The following is a 22,555-nucleotide window of genomic DNA, read 5'->3' on the forward strand; positions in this document are numbered from 1 at the left end:
GTGGTCAACTGGGGCGGTTATAGTCTTCATATTCGGCGGTGATCTTGTCGACATATTCGGCGATCTGGTCGTCGGCGTCGGCTTGTGCCGCCTTTTCCGACATGCCGTCGGCCTTGTCGGTGGCGACGATCGCGGCGCGGAAGACGGCTTCCTTGTCGGCGCAGCTCTTCTTCATCTCCGACTGGAAGTCGCCGAGCGGCAATTTCTTGTCGAGGCCGGGTTTGATCTGGGCGGACAGGCATTGGGAATAGGCTTTGCGGCCTGCGCCGACCGCGTCGGCCGAAGGGGCGGCGGCCAGCATCGTGACCAGCGACATAATCAGAAACATCGGGACTCTCCTGAACCTGCGTTTTGCACGCTTTGACTGATGAAAGGATGCGCCATGGGCGTCGAAAAAGGAAGTGCGTTTCTGTTGAAAGTGGGGGACGGCAACATCCCCGCAACATATGCGACCGTCGCGGGGATGCGGACTACGCAATTGTCCGTAAATGGCGAGGCGGTGAACATTACGTCCAAGGATTCGGGCGGCTGGCGCGAATTATTGTCGGGGGCAGGGGTGCGATCGGTCAGCGTGTCGGCGGCCGGGCTGTTCACAGGATCGGCGGCGGAAGTGCGGATCCGCAACCATGCGCTGTCAGGCACGATCGACCACTATGAGCTGAGTTTCGAGAGCGGCGAGCGGATGCGCGGGCGCTTTCTGGTGACGCGGCTCGACTATGCCGGGGACTATAATGGCGAGCGCAATTATGCGCTGAGCCTGGAAAGCTCCGGCGCGGTGGTGTCGGAATGAGCGGGGTTGTGAACCCGGAAAGGGGCGAGGCGGCGTTGGAGATTGGCGGCGACGTGCTGGCGTTGCGGCCGAGTTTCGGGGCGCTGGTGGCGGCGGAAGCCGAACTGGGGCCGTTGTTCGACCTGGTCGAGCGGGCGGCGGACGGGAAATTGTCGCTGGGCGATATGGCGGCCTTGTTCTGGCATTGCCTGGTCGATCGCGAGCGGATGGACCGGGAGGCTCTGGGCGAGGCGATGCTTGTCGTTGGGCTGGCGCGGTTGACGCCGGTGCTCAAGACGCTGTTGCAGCAGATATTGGCGGGCAAATGAGGCGCTTTGCCGAGGGCGCGCGGCGGTTGGCGGGGGTGGCCGGGTGGTTGCTTGGCTGGCGGCCGGAGGAGTTTTGGCGCGCGACGCCGGCGGAGCTGGCGACGGTGCTGGGCGCGGCGTTGGGGGAGGATGAGGGTGGTGAGGGGGTGGATGGGAGTGAGTTGGCGCGGTTGATGGGGGTGATGCCGGATTGAGGCATCTCGCCGCCACAAATCGGATCGTCATTCCCGCGTAGGCGGGAATCCATCTCTCCGCCTCTGTTCGTGGTGATGGGGTGGGAGATGGGTTCCCGCCTGCGCGGGAATGACGTGGTTCTATGGATCGGGCGTCGAGCCCCCTCTTCCAACTGCGCCTAGCCAGCACGCTGGCAAGGCTTCGTATCCTTCTCCCCGCCGGGGAGAAGGTTTTCTTTTATCGGGAGGCGCTGGTGGACGAGGAAATCGAGACGCTGGTGGTGCGGGTTCGGGCGGATAGGCAGGGGTTGAGCCGCGATGTCGAGGCGATGCGGGCGGGGTTGGAGGGGCCGTTGGGCGAGGGGGCCGAGCGGGCCGGGCGGCGGATCGAGCAGGGGCTGATGCGGGCGGTAAGGACCGGCAAGTTCGGGTTCGAGGATTTGCGGCGGATCGCGCTGTCGGTGCTGGACGAGATTGCGGCGGGCGCGGTGCGCGGCGCGGTCGGCGGCGGGGGGAGCAGCGGCGGCGGGCTGGTGAGCCTCGGCGCGTCGCTGCTGACGGCGGCGCTGGGACTGCCGGGGCGGGCGACGGGCGGGCCGGTCGCGCCGGGGCGGGCCTATATGGTCGGCGAGCGCGGGCCGGAGATGTTCGTGCCGACGAGCAGTGGGCAGGTGGTCGCGGGCGGCGGCGGTGCGCGTGACGTGCGGGTGAGCATCGCGGTTAATGGCCGCGGCGGCGAGAGCGAGCCGCGCTTGCTGGCGCGCAGTGCGCGGCAGGTGGCGCGGGCGGTGAAGGGGGCGCTGGGCTGATGGCGGGACTGGACTATTGGCTGGCGGACGCGCGGCGGGGGCAGGAGACGCGCTTTTTCAAGCGGTTCGCGCCGACGCATTGGACCGTCAATTTTCCGCGCCCGATGATGGCGAGCGTCGTCACGACCGCGCCGGACGCTGTGCGGGTGGATGCGGTTTTCTATGGGTCGGGCGATCTGGCGGGGTTGATCTGGGACGCGGTGGACGGGTGGAGCCATCCGCTGTTGGCCTATGAGACGGCACGGGATTTTCGCGACTGCGTGTTGCGGTTTCGGTGGCGCAGCGGGGGCGTGCGCAGGCTGGACGAGACGCATGGGCCGACGCTGACGATCGAGGGACGGGACGCAAGCGGGGTGGCGCGGGCCTGGTATGTGCGCTTGTGGAATTATGCGAGCGGCGGGCCGGAAGATGCGGAGATACTGCTGAATTTTGCGGCCTTGGAGGGTGGTTATCTGTTGCCTGACGAGAGTGATCCGGTTTGGGCAGGCGACATTGACCGGATGTTCATCTCGCTGGTGCCGTCCGCTTATGATGCGGGCGCGACGCCCTTTGCCGGGGCGCAGGAGGGTTGGGCCGAGCTGACCGGGATGCGGTGCGATGGCGCGGGATCGGTGCTTGTCGTGGGCGATGTGATGTTGCCCGAACATGGACTCGGAATCGCGACGGGCTATGATGATTGTTTCAACCAGACGCCGCAGCGGGTGGTCGAGGCGATCCATGCGCTGGGCTATCGTGGGGCAATCAACCATTATGTGGGCATGAGCCATTATTTCCGGCTCGAACGCGTGGGCGACGGGCTATATGTCAGCCTGAGCGGGGGCGCGCTGAATGCGCCCTGCGCGGCGTGGCACCGGGACTTTGCGGCGCAGGCGAAGCGGCTGGGCTTCGATGTGATCTGGTCGCTCTCCTATGAATTGTTCGACGCGCATTGCTGGAACGACTGGAAGCAGCGGGCGGGCAATGGCGACCCGGCGCTGACCGGATGGGTGCCGCCGTCGACCTTGCTGTCGCCTGCGCATGGCGGGGCGATGGCTTATCTGCAAGCGGTGGCGCTGGCCTTTGTTTCCATAGGGTTGGCGGCGGAATTGCCGATCCGGTTTCAGGTCGGTGAACCCTGGTGGTGGGTGATGCCCGCCGATGGGCGCATATGCCTCTATGATGCGGCGGCGCGGGCGGCCTTTGGCGGGAGCCCGGTGGCGATCCCCGATGTGCGCGGGGAATTGGACGCGGCCCAATGCGCGCTGCTGGATCAGGCGGGTGCGCTGCTGGCGGCGTCGACGGCGGCGCTGTGCGCGGCGGTGAAGGCGGCGGTGCCGGAGGCAGTCACGCATTTGCTGGCCTATCTGCCGACGATCCTCGACCCGCAGGCGCCGGAGGCCAAGCGGGCGAACATGCCGGTGGGCTGGGCAGCGCCTGCCTTCGATGTGCTGCAGTTGGAAGATTATGACTGGGTGACGGAGGGGCGGCCCGCGCGGACGGCGCAGGGGGTGGCGCTGGCGACGGCGCGGTTGGGCTATCCGGTGGACGAGCAACATTATCTGTCGGGCTTCGTGCTGTTGCCGGAGCAGGCGGGGCAATGGCGGGAGATCGTGGCGGCGGCGCAGGCGTCGGTCGCGCGGGGGAGCGCGGCGACCTTCCTCTGGGCGCTGCCGCAGGTCTGCCGCGATGGTCTTACGCTTTTCAGGCGGGATGGGGAGGATGCGATGCAAGCCTTTGACGATGTGGTCTTTCCCTTGGGAATAGGGCGGGAGGCGAGCGTGTCGCCCGCCTTTTCGACGCAGATCGTGGAAAGCCCGTCGGGGCATGAGCGGCGCAGCAGCGATTGGGCCGATGCGCGGCTGTCCTTCGATGCGGGGCCGGGGGTGCGGAGCGAGGCGGATATTGCCACGCTGATTGGGTTCTTTCGCGCGCGGCGAGGGGCGGCGCGGGGGTTCCGCTTTGCCGATCCCTATGATGATCGCAGCGGGTTGCCGGGCAGCGTGCCGGGGCCGCTGGATCAGAGGCTGGGGATGGGCGACGGGGTGCGGACCAGCTTCCAACTGATGCGTCATTATGGCGTCGGCGCGGAGGCGCAGGGACGGATCATTACCCGGCCGGTAGCGGGGACGATCCGGGTGGCGGCCGATGGGGTCGAGATGAGCAGCGGATGGAGCCATGCCGGGTTGGGGGTGATCGCGTTCGAGGAAGCGCCAGCGGACGGCGTGCTGCTGACCGCCGGGTTCCGCTTCGACGTGCCGGTGCGCTTTGCCGAGGACCGGATCGACATCAACCGCGCGACATTTGCCGCCGGGGAAGCGCCGTCGGTGCCGCTGGTGGAGATACGCGAATGAGCGCGGCCGAGAGTTTGGGCCAGCCGCTTGGCACCCTGGCCTTTTGCTGGCGGATCGAACGGCGGGACGGGGTGACGATCGGGCTGACCAGCCATGATCGCGATCTGATGATCGGCGGGCTGCTGTACCGCGCCGCGCCGGGGATGACGCCATCGGCGATCCGCAGCGGCATCGGGCTGGATGGCGAGGATAGCGATGTCGGCGGGGCGTTGACGAGCGAGGCGATCAGCGAGGCGGACCTGATGGCGGGACGCTGGGACGGGGCGGCGCTGGAATTGCGGCTGACGCAATGGGAAGAACCGGGGGCGCTGTGGCTGTTGCTGGCGTCGGGCGAGATGGGTGCGGTGGCGCGCAGAGGGGCGGCCTTTACCGCCGAGCTGGTGGGTGCGGCGGCGGTGCTGGGCGCGGCGGTGGTGCCATCGACCGCGCCCGATTGCCGCGCGCGGCTGGGTGATCGGGCGTGCCGGGTGGATATGGCCGGGCGGCGACGGGTGGTGACGGTTACGGGCGTCGCGGATGCAGTGGTGGCGATCGGCGGGCTGACGGCGGGGGGCTATGCTTTTGGCACGCTGCGCTGGCTGGGCGGGGCCAATGCGGGACTGACGCAGGGGGTGGCGGATAATGATGCCGCGGGTGTGACGCTGACCGATCCGCCTGCCTTTGCGGTGGCGCCGGGGACGCTGGCGCTGCTGACGCAGGGGTGTGATCGGCAATTGGCGACCTGTGCCGGGCGCTTTGGCAATGCGGTCAATTTTCGTGGCGAGCCTTATTTGCCGGGGATGGACCTGTTGACGCGCTATCCCGGCGCATGAGCGGGGCGACACGGATCGTCGCGGCGGCGCGGGCGATGCTGGGCGTGCCGTTTCGGCTGCATGGGCGGAGCGAGGCCGGGGTGGATTGTGTCGGGCTGGCGGTGTTGGCGCTGGGGCGGGCGGGACAGAGTGGGATGGCACCGGTCGCTTATGGGTTGCGGAGCGGGGAGGTCGGGCTGGCCGAGCGCTGGCTGGGCGCGGCGGGGCTGGTCCGGGTGGATCAGGGCGCGTCGGGCGACCTGGCGCTGGTGCGGCCGGGGCCGTTGCAACTGCATCTGATGATTTTGGTGCCGGGTGGTTTTGTCCATGCTCATGCGGGGTTGCGGCGGGTGGTGGAGATGCCGGGCGCTTCGCCCTGGCCAGTGATGGGCTGGTGGCGGGCGGAATGGGGATGGTGATGTGGGCGTCGCCCCGATCCTTCGATACGCTATTTCGACAAGCTCAATAGCTACTCAGGACGAACGGTTTTACTGAAATGTAAAGGAAGCGGTCATGGCGACGGTGGTGCTGACGGCGGTGGGGACAGCGTTGGGTGGCCCGATCGGGGCGGCGATCGGCGCGGTGCTGGGCAATGTGATCGACCGGGAAATCCTGTTCAAGCCCAAGGGGCGCGAGGGGCCGCGCCTGTCCGATTTGCAGATCCAGACATCGACCTATGGCGCGCAGATTCCGCGCCTGTTCGGGACGATGCGGGTGGCGGGCACGGTGATCTGGGCGACGGACCTGCAGGAAGTGCGGAGCAAGAGCGGTGGCGGCAAGGGGCAGTCGAGTGTGGCCAGCTACAGCTATAGCGCGAGTTTTGCGGTGGCATTGTCGGCGCGGGCGATCGGGTCGATCGGGCGGATCTGGGCCGATGGCAATTTGCTGCGCGGGGCGGCGGGGGATTTCAAGACCGAGCTGTCGGCCTTTCGCGTGCATTTGGGCGGCGTGGACCAGCCGGTCGATCCGCTGATCGCGTCGGCGCAAGGGGTGGCGATGACGCCTGCGCATCGGGGGATGGCCTATGTGCTGTTCGAGGATCTGGCGCTGGCCGATTATGGCAATCGCATTCCGTCGCTGACGTTCGAGGTGGTGGCGGATGCGAGGCCGGTGTCGGTGGGGGCGATTGCGGCCGATCTGAGCGACGGGGCGCTTGGGGGTGAGGGGCTGCCGGAGGTGGCGGGCTTTGCGGCGAGCGGCGGGGATGTGCGTGAGGCGATTGCGGCGCTGAGCGAGGTGCATGGGCTGGCGTTGCAGGGGGATGCGGGCGGATTGCGGCTGGCAGTGGCGGGCAGCGTGGCAGCCGCGCATGTCGATGGCGCGATGCTGGTGCGGCGGGTCAATGGGCGGGCGATGGATGCGGTCGAGCGGTCGGCGGCGGCGGCTGAGACGGTGCCGGTGGCGCTGTCGCTGCGCCATTATGATGGTGCGCGCGATTATCAGGCGGGGGTGCAGCGGGTGATGCGACCGAGGCCGGGGCGGGTCGAGCGCGGCGTCGAACTGCCGGCTGTGCTGGAGGCTGGCGCGGCGCGGGCCTTGGCGGGTGCGCGGTTGCAGGCGGGATGGGCCGGGCGGGCGACGATGACGCTGCGGTGCGACTGGTCGGCGCTGGCGCTGGCGGTGGGCGCGGTGGTTAGCGTGGACGATGCGCCGGGGCTGTGGCGGATCGAGGAGCGGGAATGGGAGGGCATGGCGGTGCGGTTGGCGCTGCGCCGGGTGCCGGGGGCCGGGCCAGCGATGCCGGGTGCGGCGTCGTCCGGCGCGATCGTGCGGCAGGTGGATGCGCCGCATGGGGCGACGCATTTGGCGCTCGCCGAATTGCCGCCGGTGCGCGAGGGGTTGGCCGATGGGCCTCTGATCGTGGCGGCGGCGAGCGGGGGTGCGGGGTGGCGCAGCGCGGCGCTGTTCGTGATGAGCGGGACGGGCGAGGCGGTGCCGATCGGGCCGAGCGCGCCGCGCGCGGTGGTCGGCGTGGCGGAGACGGCCTTGCCGGTCGGGAGCGCGACGTTGGTGGATGCGCGTCATGCGCTGACGGTGGCGTTGCTGGCCGACGATATGGATGTGTTTCCGGCCGATGAGGCGGGGTTGGCGCAGGGGCGGAATCTGTGCCTGGTCGGGCGCGAGTTGATGCAGTTTGCAGGCGTCGAGGCGCTGGGGGCCGGGCGGTTCATGTTGCGCGGGTTGCGGCGGGGGCTGCGCGGGAGTGAATGGGCGATGGCGGGGCATGAGCCGGGCGAGGCTTTCCTGCTGATCGAGGAGGATCGGCTGGTCGAGCCGCTGACGGCGCTGGGCGGGCAGGGCGAGATCGGCGCGATGGTCGAGGTGCGGGCGGTGGGGCGCGGCGATGCGGTGCCGGTGGCGGCGATGCTGACGATCGGCGGTGACGCCGTGATGCCGCCTGCGCCGGTGCATCTGACCGCGCAGCCGACGGCGGACGGCTGGGCGTTCGGCTGGACACGGCGCAGCCGCAACGGATGGCGCTGGGCGAGCGGGGGCGACGTGCCGTTGGGCGAGGAGAGCGAGCGCTATGCGGTGACGGTGCTGGACGGCGGGGCGGTGGTGCGGGCTGCGGAAAGCACGGTGCCGCAATGGCAATATGATGCGGCGATGATCGCGGCGGACGGCGTGGCCGGGCGCGCGCTGGTGTTGGACGTGCGGCAGGTGGGCACGCGGGCGACCGGGCGGGCGGCGCGGATCGATTTTACCGTCTGACATTGGCGGGACTTTATCGGGAGACGGGATATGGACGGAACGCCGCGATGGGCCTTGCCCTTTTTGTTCGCCGGGCAGGCGCAAAAGGAAATGTTCCACAATGAGGCGCTGGTGCGGATCGACGCGCTGGTTCACGGGGTCGCGCAGAGCGCGGACCTGGCCAGCCCGCCGGTTGCGCCGGAGATTGGCCAATGCTGGATCGTCGCTGAGGGGGCGACGGGGGCGTGGGACGGGAATGACGGTGCGGTGGCGTTATGGACCGACGGCGGATGGCGATTTATCGCCGCGCAGGCGGGATTGCGGCTGTTGGTGGTGGATCGCGATCATGCACTGCAACATGATGGCAGTGCGTGGCGCGGTGCTGCCGAGCGGGGCGACGGGCTGTATATAGACGAGCTGAAAGTCGTCGGGACGCGGCAACCGGGAATCGCAGCCCCGACCGGGGGCGAAACGATCGACGCGCAGGCGCGTAATAGCATCGCCTTGATGCTGACTGCTTTGCGGGCACATGGCCTCATTCATTCGTAATTCTGTAACAATCCCATTTTTTTGTTGGGATGTTTACCTTTTAGCATTAGGGGGATGTTAAATAGCCTGAACCGTCCACGAACAGCGTGCTACTGCGCTATTTTTGCAACGGTTTCTCTATTTGTGGACTTGCCATGAAACCTTCTTCCCGATACAGGGTTTCAGCAGTCCTTCGTGACACTTTTGAAAGGGGAATTCAGATGCGGAAGCTTGCCCTCGCGGCTGCTCTTGCTACCACTGCCTTGGCCACCCCGGCTATGGCACGTGACGACAGCTGGTACATTGGCGTAGACGCCGGTGTGCTCCTGGTCGAAGACCAGAACATGACCTTCTCGGCAGTCCCTCCTGGTGGCCGCGCCGGTCCCTCGATCGACTACCACAAGGGTTATGACGTCGACGCCAACATCGGTTACGACTTTGGTGGTTTCCGCCTGGAAGCCGAAGCGGCCTACAAGCGCGCCAAGATCGATCTCGATGCCATGGGTCCGGTTGGTCAGCGTTTCGGCGGTGCCACTTCGGCTCTGTCGTTCATGCTGAACGGCTTGCTGGACTTCGGTCCTGACGACGGCCTGCAGGGCTTCGTCGGCGGCGGTGTTGGCGTTTCGCGCGCCAAGGTTGCTTCGGACATCGTCAACGACAGCGACACCGGTTTTGCATGGCAGGCTCTGGCCGGCGTGCGTTACCCCGTCACCAACAATGTCGACGTTTCGCTGAAGTATCGTTTCTTCAACCAGGACGATATCGAGCTGATCCCGGCATATCAGAGCGTTTATGGCCAGGCCGGTTCGACCGCAAGCACCAAGCTGCGCACGCACAGCCTGCTGCTCGGCCTGACCTACAACTTCGGCGCACCGGTCGAAGCGGCTCCTCCGCCGCCCCCGCCGCCGCCCCCGCCGCCCCCGCCGCCTCCTCCGCCGCCGCCTCCGGTCGCGGATTGCAGCCCCGGACCGTACATCGTCTTCTTTGAATGGGACAAGTCGGACGTCACGCCTGACGCCGCCACCATTCTGGACAACGCGGTTTCGGCCTACAGCAACTGCGGCAGCGCCCAGGTCATGCTGGCAGGTTATGCGGACAAGTCGGGTTCGGCTTCGTACAACGTCGGTCTGTCGCAGCGTCGCGCTGACGCCGTTAAGGCCTATATGGCGTCGAAGGGTATCCCTGACGGCGTGATGACGACCCAGGCGTTCGGTGAAACGAACCCCCGCGTCGAAACCGCCGACGGCGTTCGCGAACTGCAGAACCGTCGCGTGGAAATCACCTACGGTCCCGGTTCGGGCATGTAAGATTTTCCGTCCTTCGGGATGGAGAACGGATGAGGGGCTGGTCGCAAGACCAGCCCCTTTTTCTTTGCGTTTAAAGTTGTGGGTGCCGAGTGGTTCGGGCGCGGTATAGGCAAGATCGCCTTGTCTGATGGCTGAGCGCGGTGAGGAGACCATGGGCGTTGTTCTCCGGCCGAAGCCGGTTCCACGCTCCAGACTGGACCCCGGCATTCGCCGGGGAACGGGATCTATCAGTTACGATCGGGGTCGACGGATAAGCCGGGAGCGGGGTGGCTAGCTCCCATGGGGTTGCCAACCCTGGACCGGGAAGCGCGGGCTTAGATGGCGGATGGGTATCTGGTCGTGCCGACAGTAAATCGCGCTGGCAGTCTGCGTCTGCTATCTTTATTCCGTGTGCGTCACGACAAGGGGCGATGATTTGCAACAAAATGACCTGTTGTAGCGTTCGCCCAGTCAGTATCGTCTCACCGGGAGTATATTATGTATTTCAAGCCCCTGCTTTTCGCCCTTCCCCTTGCCATGGCCGCGACGGGTTGTGCCACCATGTCGGACAGCACATCGAGCGCCGCGCCGATGGCGGGGGCCAAGCTGATGGCGGGCGACGGCGCCGCGCGGGGCGAGGCGATGATCACGCAGGCGGCCGATGGGCTGCATGTCGTCGTCAAGGCGATGGGCCTGACGCCCGGCACGCATGCCGTTCATATCCACACCACGGGCACTTGCACCGGGCCCGACTTTACCAGCGCGGGCGGTCATTGGAACCCGACCAATCGCCAGCATGGCAAGGATAATCCTGCGGGCATGCATATGGGCGACATGCCCAATATGCTGGCCGGGCCGGACGGCACGGGCGAGATCGAATATCATGTCGCGGGCGGGATGATCAGCGGCGGGTCGATGCCGTTGATGGATGCCGATGGCGCGGCGGTCGTGATCCATGCGCAGGCGGACGATAATAAGAGCGATCCGGCCGGTAATGCGGGCGGGCGCATCGCCTGCGGGGTTATCGCAGCGAAATGATGCTGTGGCGCGGCGGGCCTGGCCTGCCGCGCTTCAATCTTGGAAATCGCCTTCGCCGACATGGGCGCCGAAACGGGCGATCGCGTGATAGCTCGCCCCGTCATGACCCAGATGGCTTTCGAACAGGGCAAAGCTGTCGACCGCAAAGGGCGGGCTGGTCAGGGCAGCGTGGCGGGCGAGGAACGGGTCGAGCAGACCGCCGCCCCGGCCAAAGCGCGCCAACGTGATATGCGGTCGATAGGCGCGGCCTTCGGGCGGCAAGCCGACGGCGACGCAGGCGCGATCGATCTTGCGGTGCAGGCTGGCGAGGGGATCACGCGGTTCGACCCCGGCCCAGAGGCTATCGACCACACCCTTGCGATCGAAGATGCCGACCCCCGCGACCGCGACGTCGAAGGGGGTAAAGCGGATCAGGCGGAGCGTATCGACCAGATCATTGGCGCGATGGCGATCCACTTCGCCGACGAAGCGCAGGGTGAGATGGAGTTGGGCATCGCTTTGCCACCGGGCACCGGCTACGTCCGCCATGATGGCGAGCAGCGCAGCGCGATGGCTGGCAGGAGGGCGGACGGCGACGAACAGGCGATGCATAAGGCGGTGATAGTCATTTACGGGCACCGCGCCAATTGTAACGTAAGAATGCTGCCGCACCCCGCACTTGAATATGCCGGGTAAAAGGGCGATAATAGAGGCGTCGGCATTGGATGACCGACAAAGGAGACGAATTTCATGGCCAACTGGTCCGACCCCCGTTCCGACACCCGTTCGAATATGGCGGGCTTTGGCGGCGCGACCGCTGACCGTAGCGCGGCGTTCGACGCCGGACTGCGCAGCTATATGCTGTCGGTGTATAATTATATGGCGAGCGGCGTCTTGCTGACCGGCGTCGTCGCGATGCTGTTTGCGTCGAGCGGCATGGCCGCGCAGGTGCTGGGCGGTCCCGGCATCCTGAAATATGTCATCATGTTCGCGCCGTTGGTTTTCGTGATGGTGCTGAGCTTTGGCATCAACAAGCTGTCGACGGCGGCTGCGCAGGGGCTTTTCTGGGCCTATGCCGCGGTGATGGGCCTGTCGCTCTCGTCGATCTTCCTGGTCTATACCGGCACGTCGATCGCGCAGACCTTCTTTGCGACCGCCGCTGCGTTCGCGGGCCTGAGCCTGTTCGGCTACACCACCAAGAAGGATCTGTCGGCATTCGGCACTTTCCTGATCATGGGTGTGGTCGGGCTGTTCGTCGCGATGCTGATCAACCTGTTCCTCCAGTCGAGCGTGATGGATTTGGTCATCAGCGGCGTCGGCGTGCTGCTGTTCGCGGGTCTGACGGCCTATGACACGCAGAAGATCAAGAGCATGTATGCCTATGTCCAGGGCACGGACATGATGGGCAAGACGGTCATCATGGGGGCGCTGAACCTCTATCTCGACTTCATCAACATGTTCCTGTTCCTGCTGCGCTTCATGGGCGGCAGCCGCGACTGATCGCTTGCGGTAAGAGAATAGGAAAAGGCCCGGCGGAGCGATCCGCTGGGCCTTTTCGTTTTGGGCCTGCGCGTGGCAGCGTGTCTCGACTTCGTTCGACACGAACGGGATCGATCAGGCTGGCTTCTGCATTTCGGCGATGAGGGCGTTGTCGATCGCCTTTTGCCGTTGATAGGCGGGGCGGGTGCGCAGGCGGTCGGCATAGGCGGTCAGCGCGGGTGTTGCGGGCATGGTGCCGAAGGCGAGGCCCCAATCGACCTGAGAGCCGACATAGACGTCGGCGGCGGTGAATTGGTCGCCGCAGATCCATTGGGGCACGGCAACCGCCTGTTCCAAAGCCTGGAGCACATCATCGAGCGTACCATAGCCGACCGACTGTTCGCGGCCTTCGGGCAGGACGAAGCCCATCGCCTTGTTGGTGATGGCAGCTTCGAGCGGCCCGGCGGCGAAGAAGAGCCAGCGATAGTAAGTGCCGCGCGCATCGGTGGGTGGGGCAAGATTGGCGGCCGGGAAGGCGTCGGCGAGATAGGCGCAGATGGCGGCGCATTCGGTGACGATGGTGTCGCCATGACGAATCGCAGGCACCTTGCCCATCGGGTTGATGGCGAGATAGTCGGGAGCCTTCATGGTCTTGCCATAGTCTAGAATGACCGTGTCATAAGCGACGCCGGTTTCCTCCAGCATCCAGCGGGCGATCTGCCCGCGCGACATGGGGTTGGTGTAGAAAGTGAGGCTGGTCATGGGATCGACTCCTGATGGGCGGCGACGACTATGCGGCAAGAGCGGCGGCGGAACCAGTCGGGGGATCGTTGCGCCGTTCAGGATCTATAGGTTTTTCGTCATCCCCGCGAAGGCGGGGATCCATCTCAGGCCCTATCGAAAGACCGAAGGTTGGGAGATGGGTTCCCGCCTTCGCGGGAATGACGATGACTCGTATGCGATCCGCATTTCGCAACGATGCCCAGTCGGGGCACGGGTTATGCGAAACATGTCCGAATTTTCCGATTTTTCCCGGCAAGATTCAGAGATAGGAAAGGGGTCAGGCGTTAATAAGTCGCGATATTGCTCATGCTTCATGGTATTCCTTTATGATCCAGGCCCGGCCCGTACCGTCGCAGCAGATGCAGGGGAGACGCATGTTGGAAGATCGGATCGCCAAGCTGTCCGACGTGCAGAAACAATGCCTGCGCCTCGCCGCGAGCGGGCGCAGCTCTAAGGAAATCGCGCCTGAAGTCGGCCTGTCGCACCAGACCGTCGATCAATATATCCACCGCGCCCGCGTCACGCTGGGCGCGGAAAATCGGCGCGATGCGGCCCGTATCCTGATGGATGCGGAGAGCGCGCAGCCGTTCAAACAATTTGAATTAAAGCCGTCCCGCCTTGATGACCCGCAGGATTCCTCCATTGTGGACCTACCGGCTGCCGAGCCAGTGACGTTAGTCGAACGGATCGGCCTGCCGCCCATCGGAGGCAAGACGAATGACCTGACCGTTCAGCAGAGGCTATATGCGATAGCCCGGATTGCCTTTTTCCTGATGATCACCGCGACGGCGATCATCATCATCAGCAAGGGTGCGTTCGTCGTCCTGTCCTGACGCCGCCGCCCGACCTTTCCATCTTTTCAATCTAGCAACGTGGAGCCATGCGGTTCCGCGAGGGGATATGCCATGCCTGATTATAATCCGATGCTCGCCCGCCGTGTCGTGACCGATATCGGCCGCACGCATAATGCGATCGACGGGGCGCTCAAGAAGCTGTCGATGCTGACGACCGACGTGTTGGAAGCGTTCAGCGACGCGCAGTTGAACGACGCGATGACGCAGCCGGTGCTGGAAGATATCGCCAATGGCTTTTCGACCATCGTGGCGGGCCGCGGCGCCTTCGTCAGCGCGCATCAGAAGCTGATCGAGATGAAGATGGAATCCAATCTGCGCAAAGTGGAGATTGGCTGCACGGTCGGGCCGATCTGTCCGTTGCCTTTCGTCGAGGAAGCGCAGCTGCGTGAGGTCGCCTAACCCGATCCGCAATGATGCGGTGCCTGTGACCATGAAGTGACCCCACGGCCATGCTGCTTCTGACCTATTGGATCATGACCCTTTGCTGCTGCCTCTATGCAGCGGCAAAGGGCGGCATGACCGGGCGCTTGGGTGCCGCCATCATCTTGTTCAAGACGGTAGCGGGCGTACTCGTCACCGTTATTCAGCCCAATTGGCAAGTCACCGCCTATTCGCTGTTGCAGGTGGATGCGGCGTGTCTGTTCGCCTTTCTATGGCTGAGTTTGCGCAGCGACTACCATTGGCCGCTCTGGTCGACCGCCTGCCAGTTTCTGGCGGTGGCGATCCATGTGACGACATTGGTGCAGCCCGAACTGACGCCCAAAGTCTATCAAGGGCTGCATAATTTATGGGCGATACCGATGCAGCTGTTCATGGTGCGCGGGATCGTCCTCGACCGCCGGTTCCGGCGGCGGCGCGGCAGGATGATCGCGGCATGACGCGGCTGCATCCCCTATCTGGAAAGTCCGTGGCGATGAGCCAAAGCTATCGAATTTTGCATGTCGATAATGACAGCGACATGCGGCTGGTGGTCGAGATGGCGACGCTGCTGGATACCGGCATGACCATCCGCAGCGTGCCGAGCGGCGCGGCGGCGATCGACCTGTGCCTGGCGCAGCATGCGCGACCGGACATTCTCATGCTGGATTATCGATTGCCGGATATGAGCGGGCCGGAATTATTGCGGCGGTTGCGCCGCGATCCCGCCTTTGCGGACATGCCGGTCATTTTCCTGACCGACAGTTCGGGCCATGAGGCGGAGGAGGAGATGCGCGCGCTCGACCCCGCCGGGGTGTTGAGCAAGCCGTTCAATCCGCTGTCGCTGGCGATCGACATTCGCCTGATGGCCGATCGCTGGAGCGCGATGCACTGATTGCGTGCGGGTCGATCATGGCGCTAGGATGCGGCATGACAGAACCGCTTGCCATCACCCCCGCCGACATTTCCGACGCCGCCTGGATCATCGCGGCGGCGGCCGTCCGCACCCCGCTGATCGAGAATGACAGGCTCAACGCGCTATGCGGTGGGCGGGTATTGCTCAAGTTCGAGGGCGCGCAGCGGACCGGATCGTTCAAATTCCGCGGGGCCTATAGCCGGCTGGCGCGGCTGAATGCGGAAGAGCGCGCGGCGGGCGTGGTCGCCTGGTCTTCGGGCAATCATGCGCAGGGTGTCGCTGACGCCGCGCAGTTGCTCGGCATCGCGGCGACCATCGTAATGCCTGCCGATGCGCCCGCGATCAAGCTGGCCAATACGCGCGCGCTGGGGGCGGAGGTCGTGACCTATGACCGGCTGCGCGAGAGCCGCGAGGCGATCGCGACCGCGCTGGCGGAGCAACGGGGCGCGACGCTGGTGCCCTCGTTCGACGATCCGTTCATCATCGCCGGGCAGGGGACGGTCGGGCTGGAGATTGTCGAGCAGGTCAAGGATGCTGGCGCGACGCTGGGGCAGGTGCTGGTCTGTTGCGGTGGCGGCGGGCTGACGGCCGGGGTCGCAACGGCGGTGAAGGCGCAGGTGCCGGAAGTGGCGATCTATACGGTCGAACCGGCGGGGTTTGACGATACCGCCCGGTCGCTACGCAGTGGCGTGCGCGAGGCGGTGGCGGCGGATGCGCGGTCGATCTGCGATGCGTTGCAGGCCCCGATGCCGGGCGCGATGACGTTCCCGATCAACAAGGCGCTGGTTACGGGCGGGCTGGTGGTGACTGATCGGCAGGTGCGGGACGCGATGCGCTTTGCCTTTTCCACGCTCAAGCTGGTGGTCGAGCCGGGCGGGGCGGTGGCGCTGGCGGCGATGATGAACGGGCTGGCACCGCCGACCGACGGGGTCAGCGTGGTTGTGCTGTCGGGGAGCAATGTCGATCCGGTGGATTATGCGGCGATATTGACTGGGACGGATTGAGGCGCGCGCGTTTCTCGACTTCGCTCGAAACGAACGGGGCTAGAGCATGATGACTTTAAGTAGGATCACTCCGTTCGCCCTGAGTAGGGGCTGAGCTTGTCGAAGACCCGTATCGAAGGGAAGGGCCGACTGCGCTCTATATCCTTCGATACGCCATTTCGACTTCGCTCAATGGCTACTCAGGACGAACGGTTCTGAGTAAAGTCATCACGCTCTAGGTGCGAGCGGTCGCGTCAGTGCGCGATGACGCGGACGGCGAAGGCGGCGGCGGCGGCGCGGGTTTCGACGCCGAGTTTTTCGAAAATCTGTTCCAGATGCTTGTTCACGGTGCGCGGGCTGATGACCAATATCTCGCTGATGACGCGGTTGGGTTTGCCATAGCTGATCCAGAGCAGCACTTCGGCTTCGCGCTGGGTGAGGCCGAAATGGCTTTGCAGGCGGGCGATGTCGGCCAGCGGGTCGAGATGGTTGAGGCGGATCAGCACTTCGTCGCGGCGGGGGCGGCCGACGATGATGAGTTCGACGGTATCGCCACCAGGGCTTTCGGTCTTGACCGTGGTGCCCGATGGCAGATCATCGGGCAGCAGGCGGGCGACGGGCGCGCGGAGCATGGCGGGAAGCGCGGTGTCGGTGCGCGACCAAGCGGGTTCGAGCGCTTCCATGAGCTTGTCGGCCCCCGGCGTGCGCCAGGAGAGCGCGCCATCCGCGCCGACGGCGATGAGATTGCGGCCGGTGGCGTCGAGCGCATAATGGCCGCCCTGGGTCTGGCGGGCGTTGGCCATATGGACGCGGACGCGGGCGAGCAGTTCTTCGACCACGATGGGCTTGCGGACATAATCGACGCCGCCCGCTTCGAGCGCATGGACGACATGCTCGCTTTCGGTAAGGCCGGTCATGAAGATGATCGGCACCGGCGCGCCCTGGGGCAATTGCTTGATCGCGCGGGTGGTTTCGAACCCGTCGAGGCCGGGCATCACCGCGTCCATCAGGATGAGGTCGGGGACGACATGGTCGAGCAGTTCGAGCGCCGCTTCGCCGCTGGTGGCGATGAGGACCGAGATGTTCGCGGCCTCCAGCGTGTCGGTGAGGAAACGCAGGGATTCGGGCGTGTCGTCCACGACGAGGACGGTATCGGAGCGCGGCGTCGGGGTGGTCATTTTACGGCCCTTATGATTTTTATCAGCCCCTTGAGGTCGAAACGGTCGAGATGGGCGAGCATCCGGGCGGCGAGCGGCTGGGCCTGGGGCACGGCTTGCTCCAGCGCGCGGATGCTCGATTCGATGCCGCGCACATGGCCGATGATCGCCTTCTGTTCGATATCGGCCAGGATCGGCAGCGCATCCTCCGGCAGATCGGGCAGGAGGAGGTCGTCGGGCGCGGGGGTTTCGGGTGGCGGCGCGTCGCCGGTCCAGCGAATATGCAACTGATCGGCGATCGCGTCTAGCAGCGCGTCGAGATCGACGGGCTTCATGAGGAACATGTCGTGCGCCGCCCGGCCGTCGCCGCCGCGATGATATTCATGGGCATTGGCCGACACCATGATGATCCGCACCTTGCCGCCAAGCGTTTCGCGCAGCGCGCGGCTGATGTCCCAGCCGGATTCTCCGGGCATGGAGATGTCGAGCAGCACGATGTCGGGCGCGTTGTTTTTGGCGATCTCCAAGCCAGCGCGACCGCTGAGCGCTTCCATCACGGTGAAATCAAGCGGTTCGAGCAGGCCGCGCAACACCGCGACCTGCGACGGATCATCATCGATCAACAGCACTTTGCGCCGGTCGCCGACATAACCTGAGATCCGGTCCACTGGGGGCGCGTCTTCGATCGGGTTGGCGACATGGCCGAGCATCAGGCGGACGGTAAATTGGGTGCCTTTGCCCGTTTCGCTGACGACCGAGAGGTCGCCGCCCAATATCTGGACCAATGCCTGGGTGATGGAGAGGCCAAGGCCGATGCCCTTTTGCCGTTGTGCGTCGGGGTTGCTGCCGCGTTCGAAGGGGTCGAACACGCGCTTCAAGTCGTCGGGCGCGATGCCAAGGCCGGTGTCGATGATGTCGAAGGTCGCCATCTGGCTGCGATAGGCGACGCGGAAGGTGACCGAGCCGGTGCGGGTGAACTTGATCGCGTTGGAGAGCAGGTTGATGAGGATCTGGCGCAGGCGCTTCTGGTCGGTGCGGACGAAATCGGGCAGTTTTTCGGGCCGCTCGAACAGAAATTCGATCCCCTTGGACTGGGCCTGCGGGCGGAACATGTTGGCGATCTGATCGACGAAGGGGGCAAGGCGGACGGTTTCGCTGCTGATTCGCAGGACGCCGCTTTCGACCTGGCTGATGTCGAGCAGCCCTTCGACCAGATTGGTCAGATGTTCGGCGCTGCGGCGGATGATCTTGGCGGCTTCGACGGGCGCGATGTCGTGGCCGCGCTCCATCAATTGCGCATAGCCGTAGATGCTGTTGAGCGGCGAGCGGATTTCGTGGCTGACGCTGACGAGATAGCGGCTCTTGGCGGCATTGGCGGATTCGGCGGCTTCCTTCGCCTTTTGCAGCTCCGCGCCAGTGACGTCATGGGCGATCACCTCTTCCATCAGCTTTTGCACATGATGCTCGCTTTCCTGCATCGCGGTGCGGCGGCTTTGATGGGCGAGGACGATCATCCAGGCGATGACCCCGCCGATGAGCGAGAAGAGGAGGAAGAGGCCGAGCATCAAGCTGGACATCTCCGCCGCAATGTCCGGCATCCGGCGGCCGATCTGCCAGTTGATGCCGCCCAGCAAGGCAGCATTGGCGATGGTGATGGCGGCCATGACGGCGATGAAATGGCCGACCGGCGTATGGACATAGCGGGCGATGCGTTGGGGCAGCAGCCGTTCGAGCCAGCGCGCGGCCTGCTGTGTGGCGCGGCTGTCGGATTTGCAGCGATCATGGCAGCGCGCCTCCAGCGTGCAGCAGAGCGAGCAGATGGGCGCGGCATACATGGGGCAATGCGCCATATCGACCGGCTGAAAGGCATTTTCGCAGATGATGCAGCTCTTGGTTTCCGCGCCCTCGGCCCAGTGCGAGCGGCGCGCGATATAGTAGCGACCATGGGTGAGGAGCGCGATCACCGGCGCGGCGGTGAAGGCGACGGCCATGCCGATGACCGGCGCGAACGCCTGCGCCAATTGCCCCAGCAGCCCCAGATGCGCGCTGCCCGACACCAGGATGGACAGCAGCATCGCGCCGATGCCGACGGGGTTGATGTCATAGAGATGGGCGCGCTTGAATTCGATGCCTGCAGGGGACAGACCGAGCGGTTTGGAGATCATGAGGTCGGCGGCCAGCGCGCCGATCCAGCCCGCAGCGACGGTGGCGTAGAGGATCAGGATCGCCTCGATCGCGTCGAAGATGCCGACTTCCATCAGCAGCAGCGCGAGCAGGACGTTGAAGAGCAGCCAGACGACACGGCCGGGATGGCTGTGGGTCAGGCGGGCGAAGAAATTGGACCAGGCGATGGAGCCGGCATAGGCGTTGGTGACGTTGATCTTGAGCTGGCAGATGATGACGAACAGGCCGGTCAGTAGCAGCGACAGCCCGGCATGGCCCGACATGGCGGTGAAGATCGCCTGGAACATCGCCGTTGGATTGGCGGCGTCGCTGGCCGAGGCTGCGCCGCCGATCAGATAATGGGCCAGCCAGGAACCGAGCAGCAGTTTCATGCCGCCAATCAGCGTCCAGCCGGGGCCGCCCGCGAGCATCGCCGCCCACCATTTGCCTTTGCCGATTTTTTTCGCGCTGGGAAGGAAGCGGAGATAATCCGCCTGTTCGCCGATCTGGGGCAGGAGCGAGAGGAGCGTGGAGAGGGCGAAGCCGAAATAGAGCAGGCTGACGCTGCCATCGGGCGCGCCAAGCTGACCCGTGAAGCGCGACCATTCCGCCAGCGCGGAAGGGCCGGACCAGAGGATATAGGCGATCGGCGCGACTTGCAGCACGATCCAGATGCCCTGGGTCGCGATCTGGAACCGGGTGATGGCGCTCATGCCGTAGAGCGCGATCGGGATGACGACGAGGGCGCTGACCAGATAGGCGACGCTCATCGGCATGCCGGTCATGGCGGTGAGCGCGACCGCCATGATCGTCGCTTCGACCGAGAAGAGCAGGAAGGTGAAGCTGGCGTAGATGAGCGAGGTGAGGGTCGAGCCGAGATAGCCGAACCCTGCGCCACGGGTGAGCAGGTCGATGTCGAGGCCGTGCTTGGCGGCGTGATAGGCGATCGGCAGGCCGATGACGAACATCAGCGCGACGGCGGCGGCGATGGCGGCGACGCTGTTGGCGAAGCCGTAGGTCAGGGTGATGGACGCGCCGATCGCTTCGCAGGCGAGGAAGGCGGTCGCGCCGATGGCGGTATTGGCGACCTGCCCCGCCGACCAGCGCCGGGCGCTGTCGGCGGTGTAGCGCAGGGCATAATCCTCCAATGTCTGGCTGGCGACCCACTTATTGTAGAGCCGCTTTTCGCGCAGGACATAGGCGGCGCGGTCCATCAGAGGGCGGCGGTGTCTGCGGAATAAGGGCGCAGGCCGCCGGTGGCGACGATGAAGTCGATGACGGCGGGCAGCCCGATATTGTCCTTGAGGTTGGTGAAGAGGAAGGGGCGCTGCCCGCGCATTTTCTTCGCGTCCCGGTCCATGACGCCCAGGTCCGCGCCGACCAGCGGGGCGAGGTCGATCTTGTTGATGAGCAGCAGGTCGGAACGGGTGATGCCGGGGCCGCCCTTGCGCGGGATCTTGTCGCCCGCCGACACGTCGATGACATAGATGGTGATGTCGGCGAGTTCCGGCGAGAAGGTGGCGGCCAGATTGTCGCCGCCGCTTTCGATGAAGATGAGTTCGAGGCCGGGGAATTTGCGGTGCATCGTATCGACGGCGGCGAGATTGATGCTGGCATCCTCGCGAATGGCGGTGTGCGGGCAGCCGCCGGTTTCCACGCCCATGATGCGTTCAGGCACCAGCGCGCCGGAGCGGGTCAGAAACTCCGCATCCTCGCGGGTGTAGATGTCGTTGGTGATGGCGGCGATGTTGTAATGGTCGCGCATCGCCTTGCACAGCCGGTCGGTCAGCGCGGTCTTGCCGGAGCCGACCGGGCCGCCAATGCCGACGCGCAGGGGACCGTTGTGACCAAGAGAAACCGGAGTCATGAGCGGAACAACCTTGTGTAGAGGGTTTCATGGGAGAGGGAGGCGAGTTCGAGGTCGGGCGCGGCGGTGCCGAGATCTTCGAGCGGGGTGATGAGCGCCTTGTCTGCAATGGCGGGAATGGCGTGGGATAGCGCGGCGAGCGCCAGCTGGCCATCGGTCTGGCCGAGCGGCACGAGGCGGACGCCAGCGGACACGAGATTGGCGGCGGTGGCGTGGAGCCAGCCGTGCAGCGCGGGTTCGAGCGGGATTTCATGGGCCGCACAGGCGAGCGCCATGACGGTGGCATGCGCGATCGGGTGATCGCCGTTACGCGCGGCGAAGGCGTCGAGCGCGGGGTGAGGCCAGGCCTTGCGCGTGACCGAGAGGAAGGAGCCGCCCTGCTGGCGGCTTTCGAGCGCGGTTTCGCTGCTGCCGCGAAAGGCGGCGGCGAGTTCGGAGAGGGCGTCGAAGGCGTCGTCGTCTGGCGCTGCGCGGTAGGCGTGGACGAACAGCACCGCATCGATCCAGCCGCCGCCGCGCGCCAGCACCGCCTCGACATAGGCCGTGACATGGGCGGCGGTGGTGATGCGGCCATCCTCGACCGCTGTTTCCAGGCCGTGGCTGTAGGTGAAGCTGCCCACCGGATAGGAAGGCGAGGTCCAGGCGAGCAGGCGGTGGAGCGCGGCGTCAGCCAGCATGGTCGTGGCTGTGGTGATCGTGATCGTGATCGTGATCATGGCCGTGATGGTGATGGCCGCCGCCCGAATAAGCACCGCCTTCGGGGGTGAAGGGGGCGCTGATCTTGGTCACGGTCGCGCCCAGCCCTTCCAGCATGGCGTTGATGACATGATCGTCGCGCAGGCGGATGGCGTGGGGGTGCAATTCGGCGGGCAGATGCCGGTTGCCGATATGCCAGGCGAGGCGGATCATTGCGGACGGGTCTGTAGCGGTGACTTCGACCAGTGCTTCCGGCGCAGCGAGGACTTCGACCAGGCGCCCGTCCGACAGTTGCAGCGCATCGCCATGGTTCAGCACCGTCGCACGGGCGAGGTCGAGCAGGAACAGCGTGCCATGGTCGGCGGTATAGACCCAGCGACGGCGATGGCGCGCGTCATGGTCGAGCGTGATATGGTCGGCGGCGGGGCCGGACCAGTGGCCGTGGGGCAGGACTTCGCGGGCGGTCAGCATGGGTAAAGGCTTTCTCGTTCCTCCCCGGTACGGGGAGGGGGACCAG

Annotated in this window: 25 protein-coding genes; 17 read left to right on the plus strand and 8 right to left on the minus strand. The window is 65.5% G+C overall.

Annotated elements, in window-relative coordinates; all coding sequences use genetic code 11:
* Nucleotides 1-4 precede the first annotated feature (4 nt).
* Entirely contained in the window at nucleotides 5-328 is a 324-nt protein-coding gene (locus SxD43FB_RS06385) for a hypothetical protein (protein ID WP_096061465.1), read from the minus strand.
* A 54-nt stretch (nucleotides 329-382) separates the two neighbouring features.
* On the opposite strand from SxD43FB_RS06385, the gene SxD43FB_RS06390 reads away from it, so the two are divergent.
* The 11 genes from SxD43FB_RS06390 (at nucleotide 383) to SxD43FB_RS06440 (ending at nucleotide 10,744) form a co-directional block, all read left to right on the plus strand.
* On the plus strand, nucleotides 383-790 hold the full coding sequence (locus SxD43FB_RS06390; RefSeq protein WP_096061466.1) for a phage tail protein: 408 nt from the start codon (nucleotides 383-385) through the stop codon (nucleotides 788-790).
* Complete coding sequence (locus tag SxD43FB_RS06395; RefSeq protein WP_096061467.1) at nucleotides 787-1,098, plus strand: gene transfer agent family protein; 312 nt, start codon at nucleotides 787-789, stop codon at nucleotides 1,096-1,098. The genes SxD43FB_RS06390 and SxD43FB_RS06395 overlap by 4 nt, the downstream gene beginning before the upstream one ends.
* A complete protein-coding gene (locus SxD43FB_RS06400; RefSeq protein ID WP_096061468.1) occupies nucleotides 1,095-1,292 on the plus strand; it encodes a phage tail assembly chaperone in 198 nt (65 codons plus the stop codon). The genes SxD43FB_RS06395 and SxD43FB_RS06400 overlap by 4 nt, the downstream gene beginning before the upstream one ends.
* A 233-nt stretch (nucleotides 1,293-1,525) precedes the next feature.
* Complete coding sequence (locus SxD43FB_RS06405; protein ID WP_096061543.1) at nucleotides 1,526-2,080, plus strand: tail tape measure protein; 555 nt, start codon at nucleotides 1,526-1,528, stop codon at nucleotides 2,078-2,080.
* A complete protein-coding gene (locus SxD43FB_RS06410; protein ID WP_096061469.1) occupies nucleotides 2,080-4,410 on the plus strand; it encodes a DUF2460 domain-containing protein in 2,331 nt (776 codons plus the stop codon). The genes SxD43FB_RS06405 and SxD43FB_RS06410 overlap by 1 nt, the downstream gene beginning before the upstream one ends.
* Nucleotides 4,407-5,222, plus strand: coding sequence for a DUF2163 domain-containing protein (locus tag SxD43FB_RS06415; RefSeq protein WP_096061470.1), 816 nt, complete (start codon nucleotides 4,407-4,409; stop codon nucleotides 5,220-5,222). Before SxD43FB_RS06410 ends, SxD43FB_RS06415 begins: the two co-directional genes overlap by 4 nt.
* Nucleotides 5,219-5,620 carry a hypothetical protein gene (locus SxD43FB_RS06420; protein ID WP_096061471.1) on the plus strand — a complete coding sequence of 134 codons (402 nt, stop codon included), beginning with the start codon at nucleotides 5,219-5,221 and terminating at the stop codon, nucleotides 5,618-5,620. Before SxD43FB_RS06415 ends, SxD43FB_RS06420 begins: the two co-directional genes overlap by 4 nt.
* 94 nt (nucleotides 5,621-5,714) lie before the next feature.
* Nucleotides 5,715-7,913 carry a phage tail protein gene (locus tag SxD43FB_RS06425; RefSeq protein ID WP_096061472.1) on the plus strand — a complete coding sequence of 733 codons (2,199 nt, stop codon included), beginning with the start codon at nucleotides 5,715-5,717 and terminating at the stop codon, nucleotides 7,911-7,913.
* A gap of 30 nt (nucleotides 7,914-7,943) precedes the next feature.
* Nucleotides 7,944-8,441, plus strand: coding sequence for a DUF2793 domain-containing protein (locus tag SxD43FB_RS06430; RefSeq protein WP_096061473.1), 498 nt, complete (start codon nucleotides 7,944-7,946; stop codon nucleotides 8,439-8,441).
* A 200-nt stretch (nucleotides 8,442-8,641) separates the two neighbouring features.
* The gene (locus tag SxD43FB_RS06435; protein ID WP_096061474.1) at nucleotides 8,642-9,727 is read left to right on the plus strand and encodes an OmpA family protein; all 1,086 of its coding nucleotides are present in this window, start codon (nucleotides 8,642-8,644) and stop codon (nucleotides 9,725-9,727) included.
* Nucleotides 9,728-10,204: 477 nt separating this feature from the next.
* A complete protein-coding gene (locus SxD43FB_RS06440) occupies nucleotides 10,205-10,744 on the plus strand; it encodes a superoxide dismutase family protein (protein WP_096061475.1) in 540 nt (179 codons plus the stop codon).
* Between the two features lie 33 nt (nucleotides 10,745-10,777).
* On the opposite strand, the gene thpR is transcribed toward SxD43FB_RS06440, so the two are convergent.
* A complete protein-coding gene (gene thpR / locus SxD43FB_RS06445) occupies nucleotides 10,778-11,335 on the minus strand; it encodes an RNA 2',3'-cyclic phosphodiesterase (protein ID WP_096061476.1) in 558 nt (185 codons plus the stop codon).
* A 138-nt stretch (nucleotides 11,336-11,473) separates the two neighbouring features.
* Between thpR and SxD43FB_RS06450 the strand changes: the two genes are divergently transcribed.
* Nucleotides 11,474-12,223, plus strand: coding sequence for a Bax inhibitor-1/YccA family protein (locus SxD43FB_RS06450; protein ID WP_037474800.1), 750 nt, complete (start codon nucleotides 11,474-11,476; stop codon nucleotides 12,221-12,223).
* A gap of 114 nt (nucleotides 12,224-12,337) precedes the next feature.
* Here SxD43FB_RS06450 and SxD43FB_RS06455 read toward each other — a convergent pair whose 3' ends face one another.
* On the minus strand, nucleotides 12,338-12,964 hold the full coding sequence (locus SxD43FB_RS06455) for a glutathione S-transferase family protein (protein WP_096061477.1): 627 nt from the start codon (nucleotides 12,962-12,964) through the stop codon (nucleotides 12,338-12,340).
* Nucleotides 12,965-13,359: 395 nt separating this feature from the next.
* Between SxD43FB_RS06455 and SxD43FB_RS06460 the strand changes: the two genes are divergently transcribed.
* The 5 genes from SxD43FB_RS06460 (at nucleotide 13,360) to SxD43FB_RS06480 (ending at nucleotide 16,176) form a co-directional block, all read left to right on the plus strand.
* Nucleotides 13,360-13,818, plus strand: coding sequence for a helix-turn-helix transcriptional regulator (locus SxD43FB_RS06460; RefSeq protein ID WP_069064959.1), 459 nt, complete (start codon nucleotides 13,360-13,362; stop codon nucleotides 13,816-13,818).
* Between the two features lie 72 nt (nucleotides 13,819-13,890).
* On the plus strand, nucleotides 13,891-14,238 hold the full coding sequence (locus SxD43FB_RS06465; RefSeq protein WP_096061478.1) for a hypothetical protein: 348 nt from the start codon (nucleotides 13,891-13,893) through the stop codon (nucleotides 14,236-14,238).
* 50 nt (nucleotides 14,239-14,288) lie between these two features.
* Nucleotides 14,289-14,717 carry a hypothetical protein gene (locus SxD43FB_RS06470; protein ID WP_096061479.1) on the plus strand — a complete coding sequence of 143 codons (429 nt, stop codon included), beginning with the start codon at nucleotides 14,289-14,291 and terminating at the stop codon, nucleotides 14,715-14,717.
* Nucleotides 14,714-15,151 (plus strand): response regulator, encoded by a 438-nt coding sequence (locus SxD43FB_RS06475; RefSeq protein WP_083217070.1) that lies wholly within the window; start codon nucleotides 14,714-14,716, stop codon nucleotides 15,149-15,151. The genes SxD43FB_RS06470 and SxD43FB_RS06475 overlap by 4 nt, the downstream gene beginning before the upstream one ends.
* Before the next feature lie 35 nt (nucleotides 15,152-15,186).
* Complete coding sequence (locus tag SxD43FB_RS06480) at nucleotides 15,187-16,176, plus strand: threonine/serine dehydratase (RefSeq protein ID WP_096061481.1); 990 nt, start codon at nucleotides 15,187-15,189, stop codon at nucleotides 16,174-16,176.
* A 233-nt stretch (nucleotides 16,177-16,409) separates the two neighbouring features.
* On the opposite strand, the gene SxD43FB_RS06485 is transcribed toward SxD43FB_RS06480, so the two are convergent.
* Genes SxD43FB_RS06485 through ureE form a run of 5 tightly spaced genes read right to left on the minus strand, consistent with a single transcriptional unit; the run spans nucleotide 16,410 to nucleotide 22,509 of the window.
* The gene (locus SxD43FB_RS06485) at nucleotides 16,410-17,333 is read right to left on the minus strand and encodes a DNA-binding response regulator (RefSeq protein WP_069064956.1); all 924 of its coding nucleotides are present in this window, start codon (nucleotides 17,331-17,333) and stop codon (nucleotides 16,410-16,412) included.
* Nucleotides 17,330-20,689 carry an ATP-binding protein gene (locus tag SxD43FB_RS06490; RefSeq protein ID WP_096061482.1) on the minus strand — a complete coding sequence of 1,120 codons (3,360 nt, stop codon included), beginning with the start codon at nucleotides 20,687-20,689 and terminating at the stop codon, nucleotides 17,330-17,332. The genes SxD43FB_RS06485 and SxD43FB_RS06490 overlap by 4 nt, the downstream gene beginning before the upstream one ends.
* The gene (ureG, locus tag SxD43FB_RS06495) at nucleotides 20,689-21,342 is read right to left on the minus strand and encodes an urease accessory protein UreG (protein ID WP_096061483.1); all 654 of its coding nucleotides are present in this window, start codon (nucleotides 21,340-21,342) and stop codon (nucleotides 20,689-20,691) included. Before ureG ends, SxD43FB_RS06490 begins: the two co-directional genes overlap by 1 nt.
* A complete protein-coding gene (locus SxD43FB_RS06500) occupies nucleotides 21,339-22,058 on the minus strand; it encodes an urease accessory protein UreF (protein ID WP_255245611.1) in 720 nt (239 codons plus the stop codon). The genes ureG and SxD43FB_RS06500 overlap by 4 nt, the downstream gene beginning before the upstream one ends.
* Nucleotides 22,009-22,509 carry an urease accessory protein UreE gene (gene ureE / locus SxD43FB_RS06505; RefSeq protein WP_096061484.1) on the minus strand — a complete coding sequence of 167 codons (501 nt, stop codon included), beginning with the start codon at nucleotides 22,507-22,509 and terminating at the stop codon, nucleotides 22,009-22,011. The genes SxD43FB_RS06500 and ureE overlap by 50 nt, the downstream gene beginning before the upstream one ends.
* Between the last annotated feature and the right edge of the window lie 46 nt (nucleotides 22,510-22,555).

Origin of the sequence: Sphingobium sp. D43FB (genome assembly GCF_002312805.1) — a bacterium.
GTDB lineage: Bacteria > Pseudomonadota > Alphaproteobacteria > Sphingomonadales > Sphingomonadaceae > Sphingobium.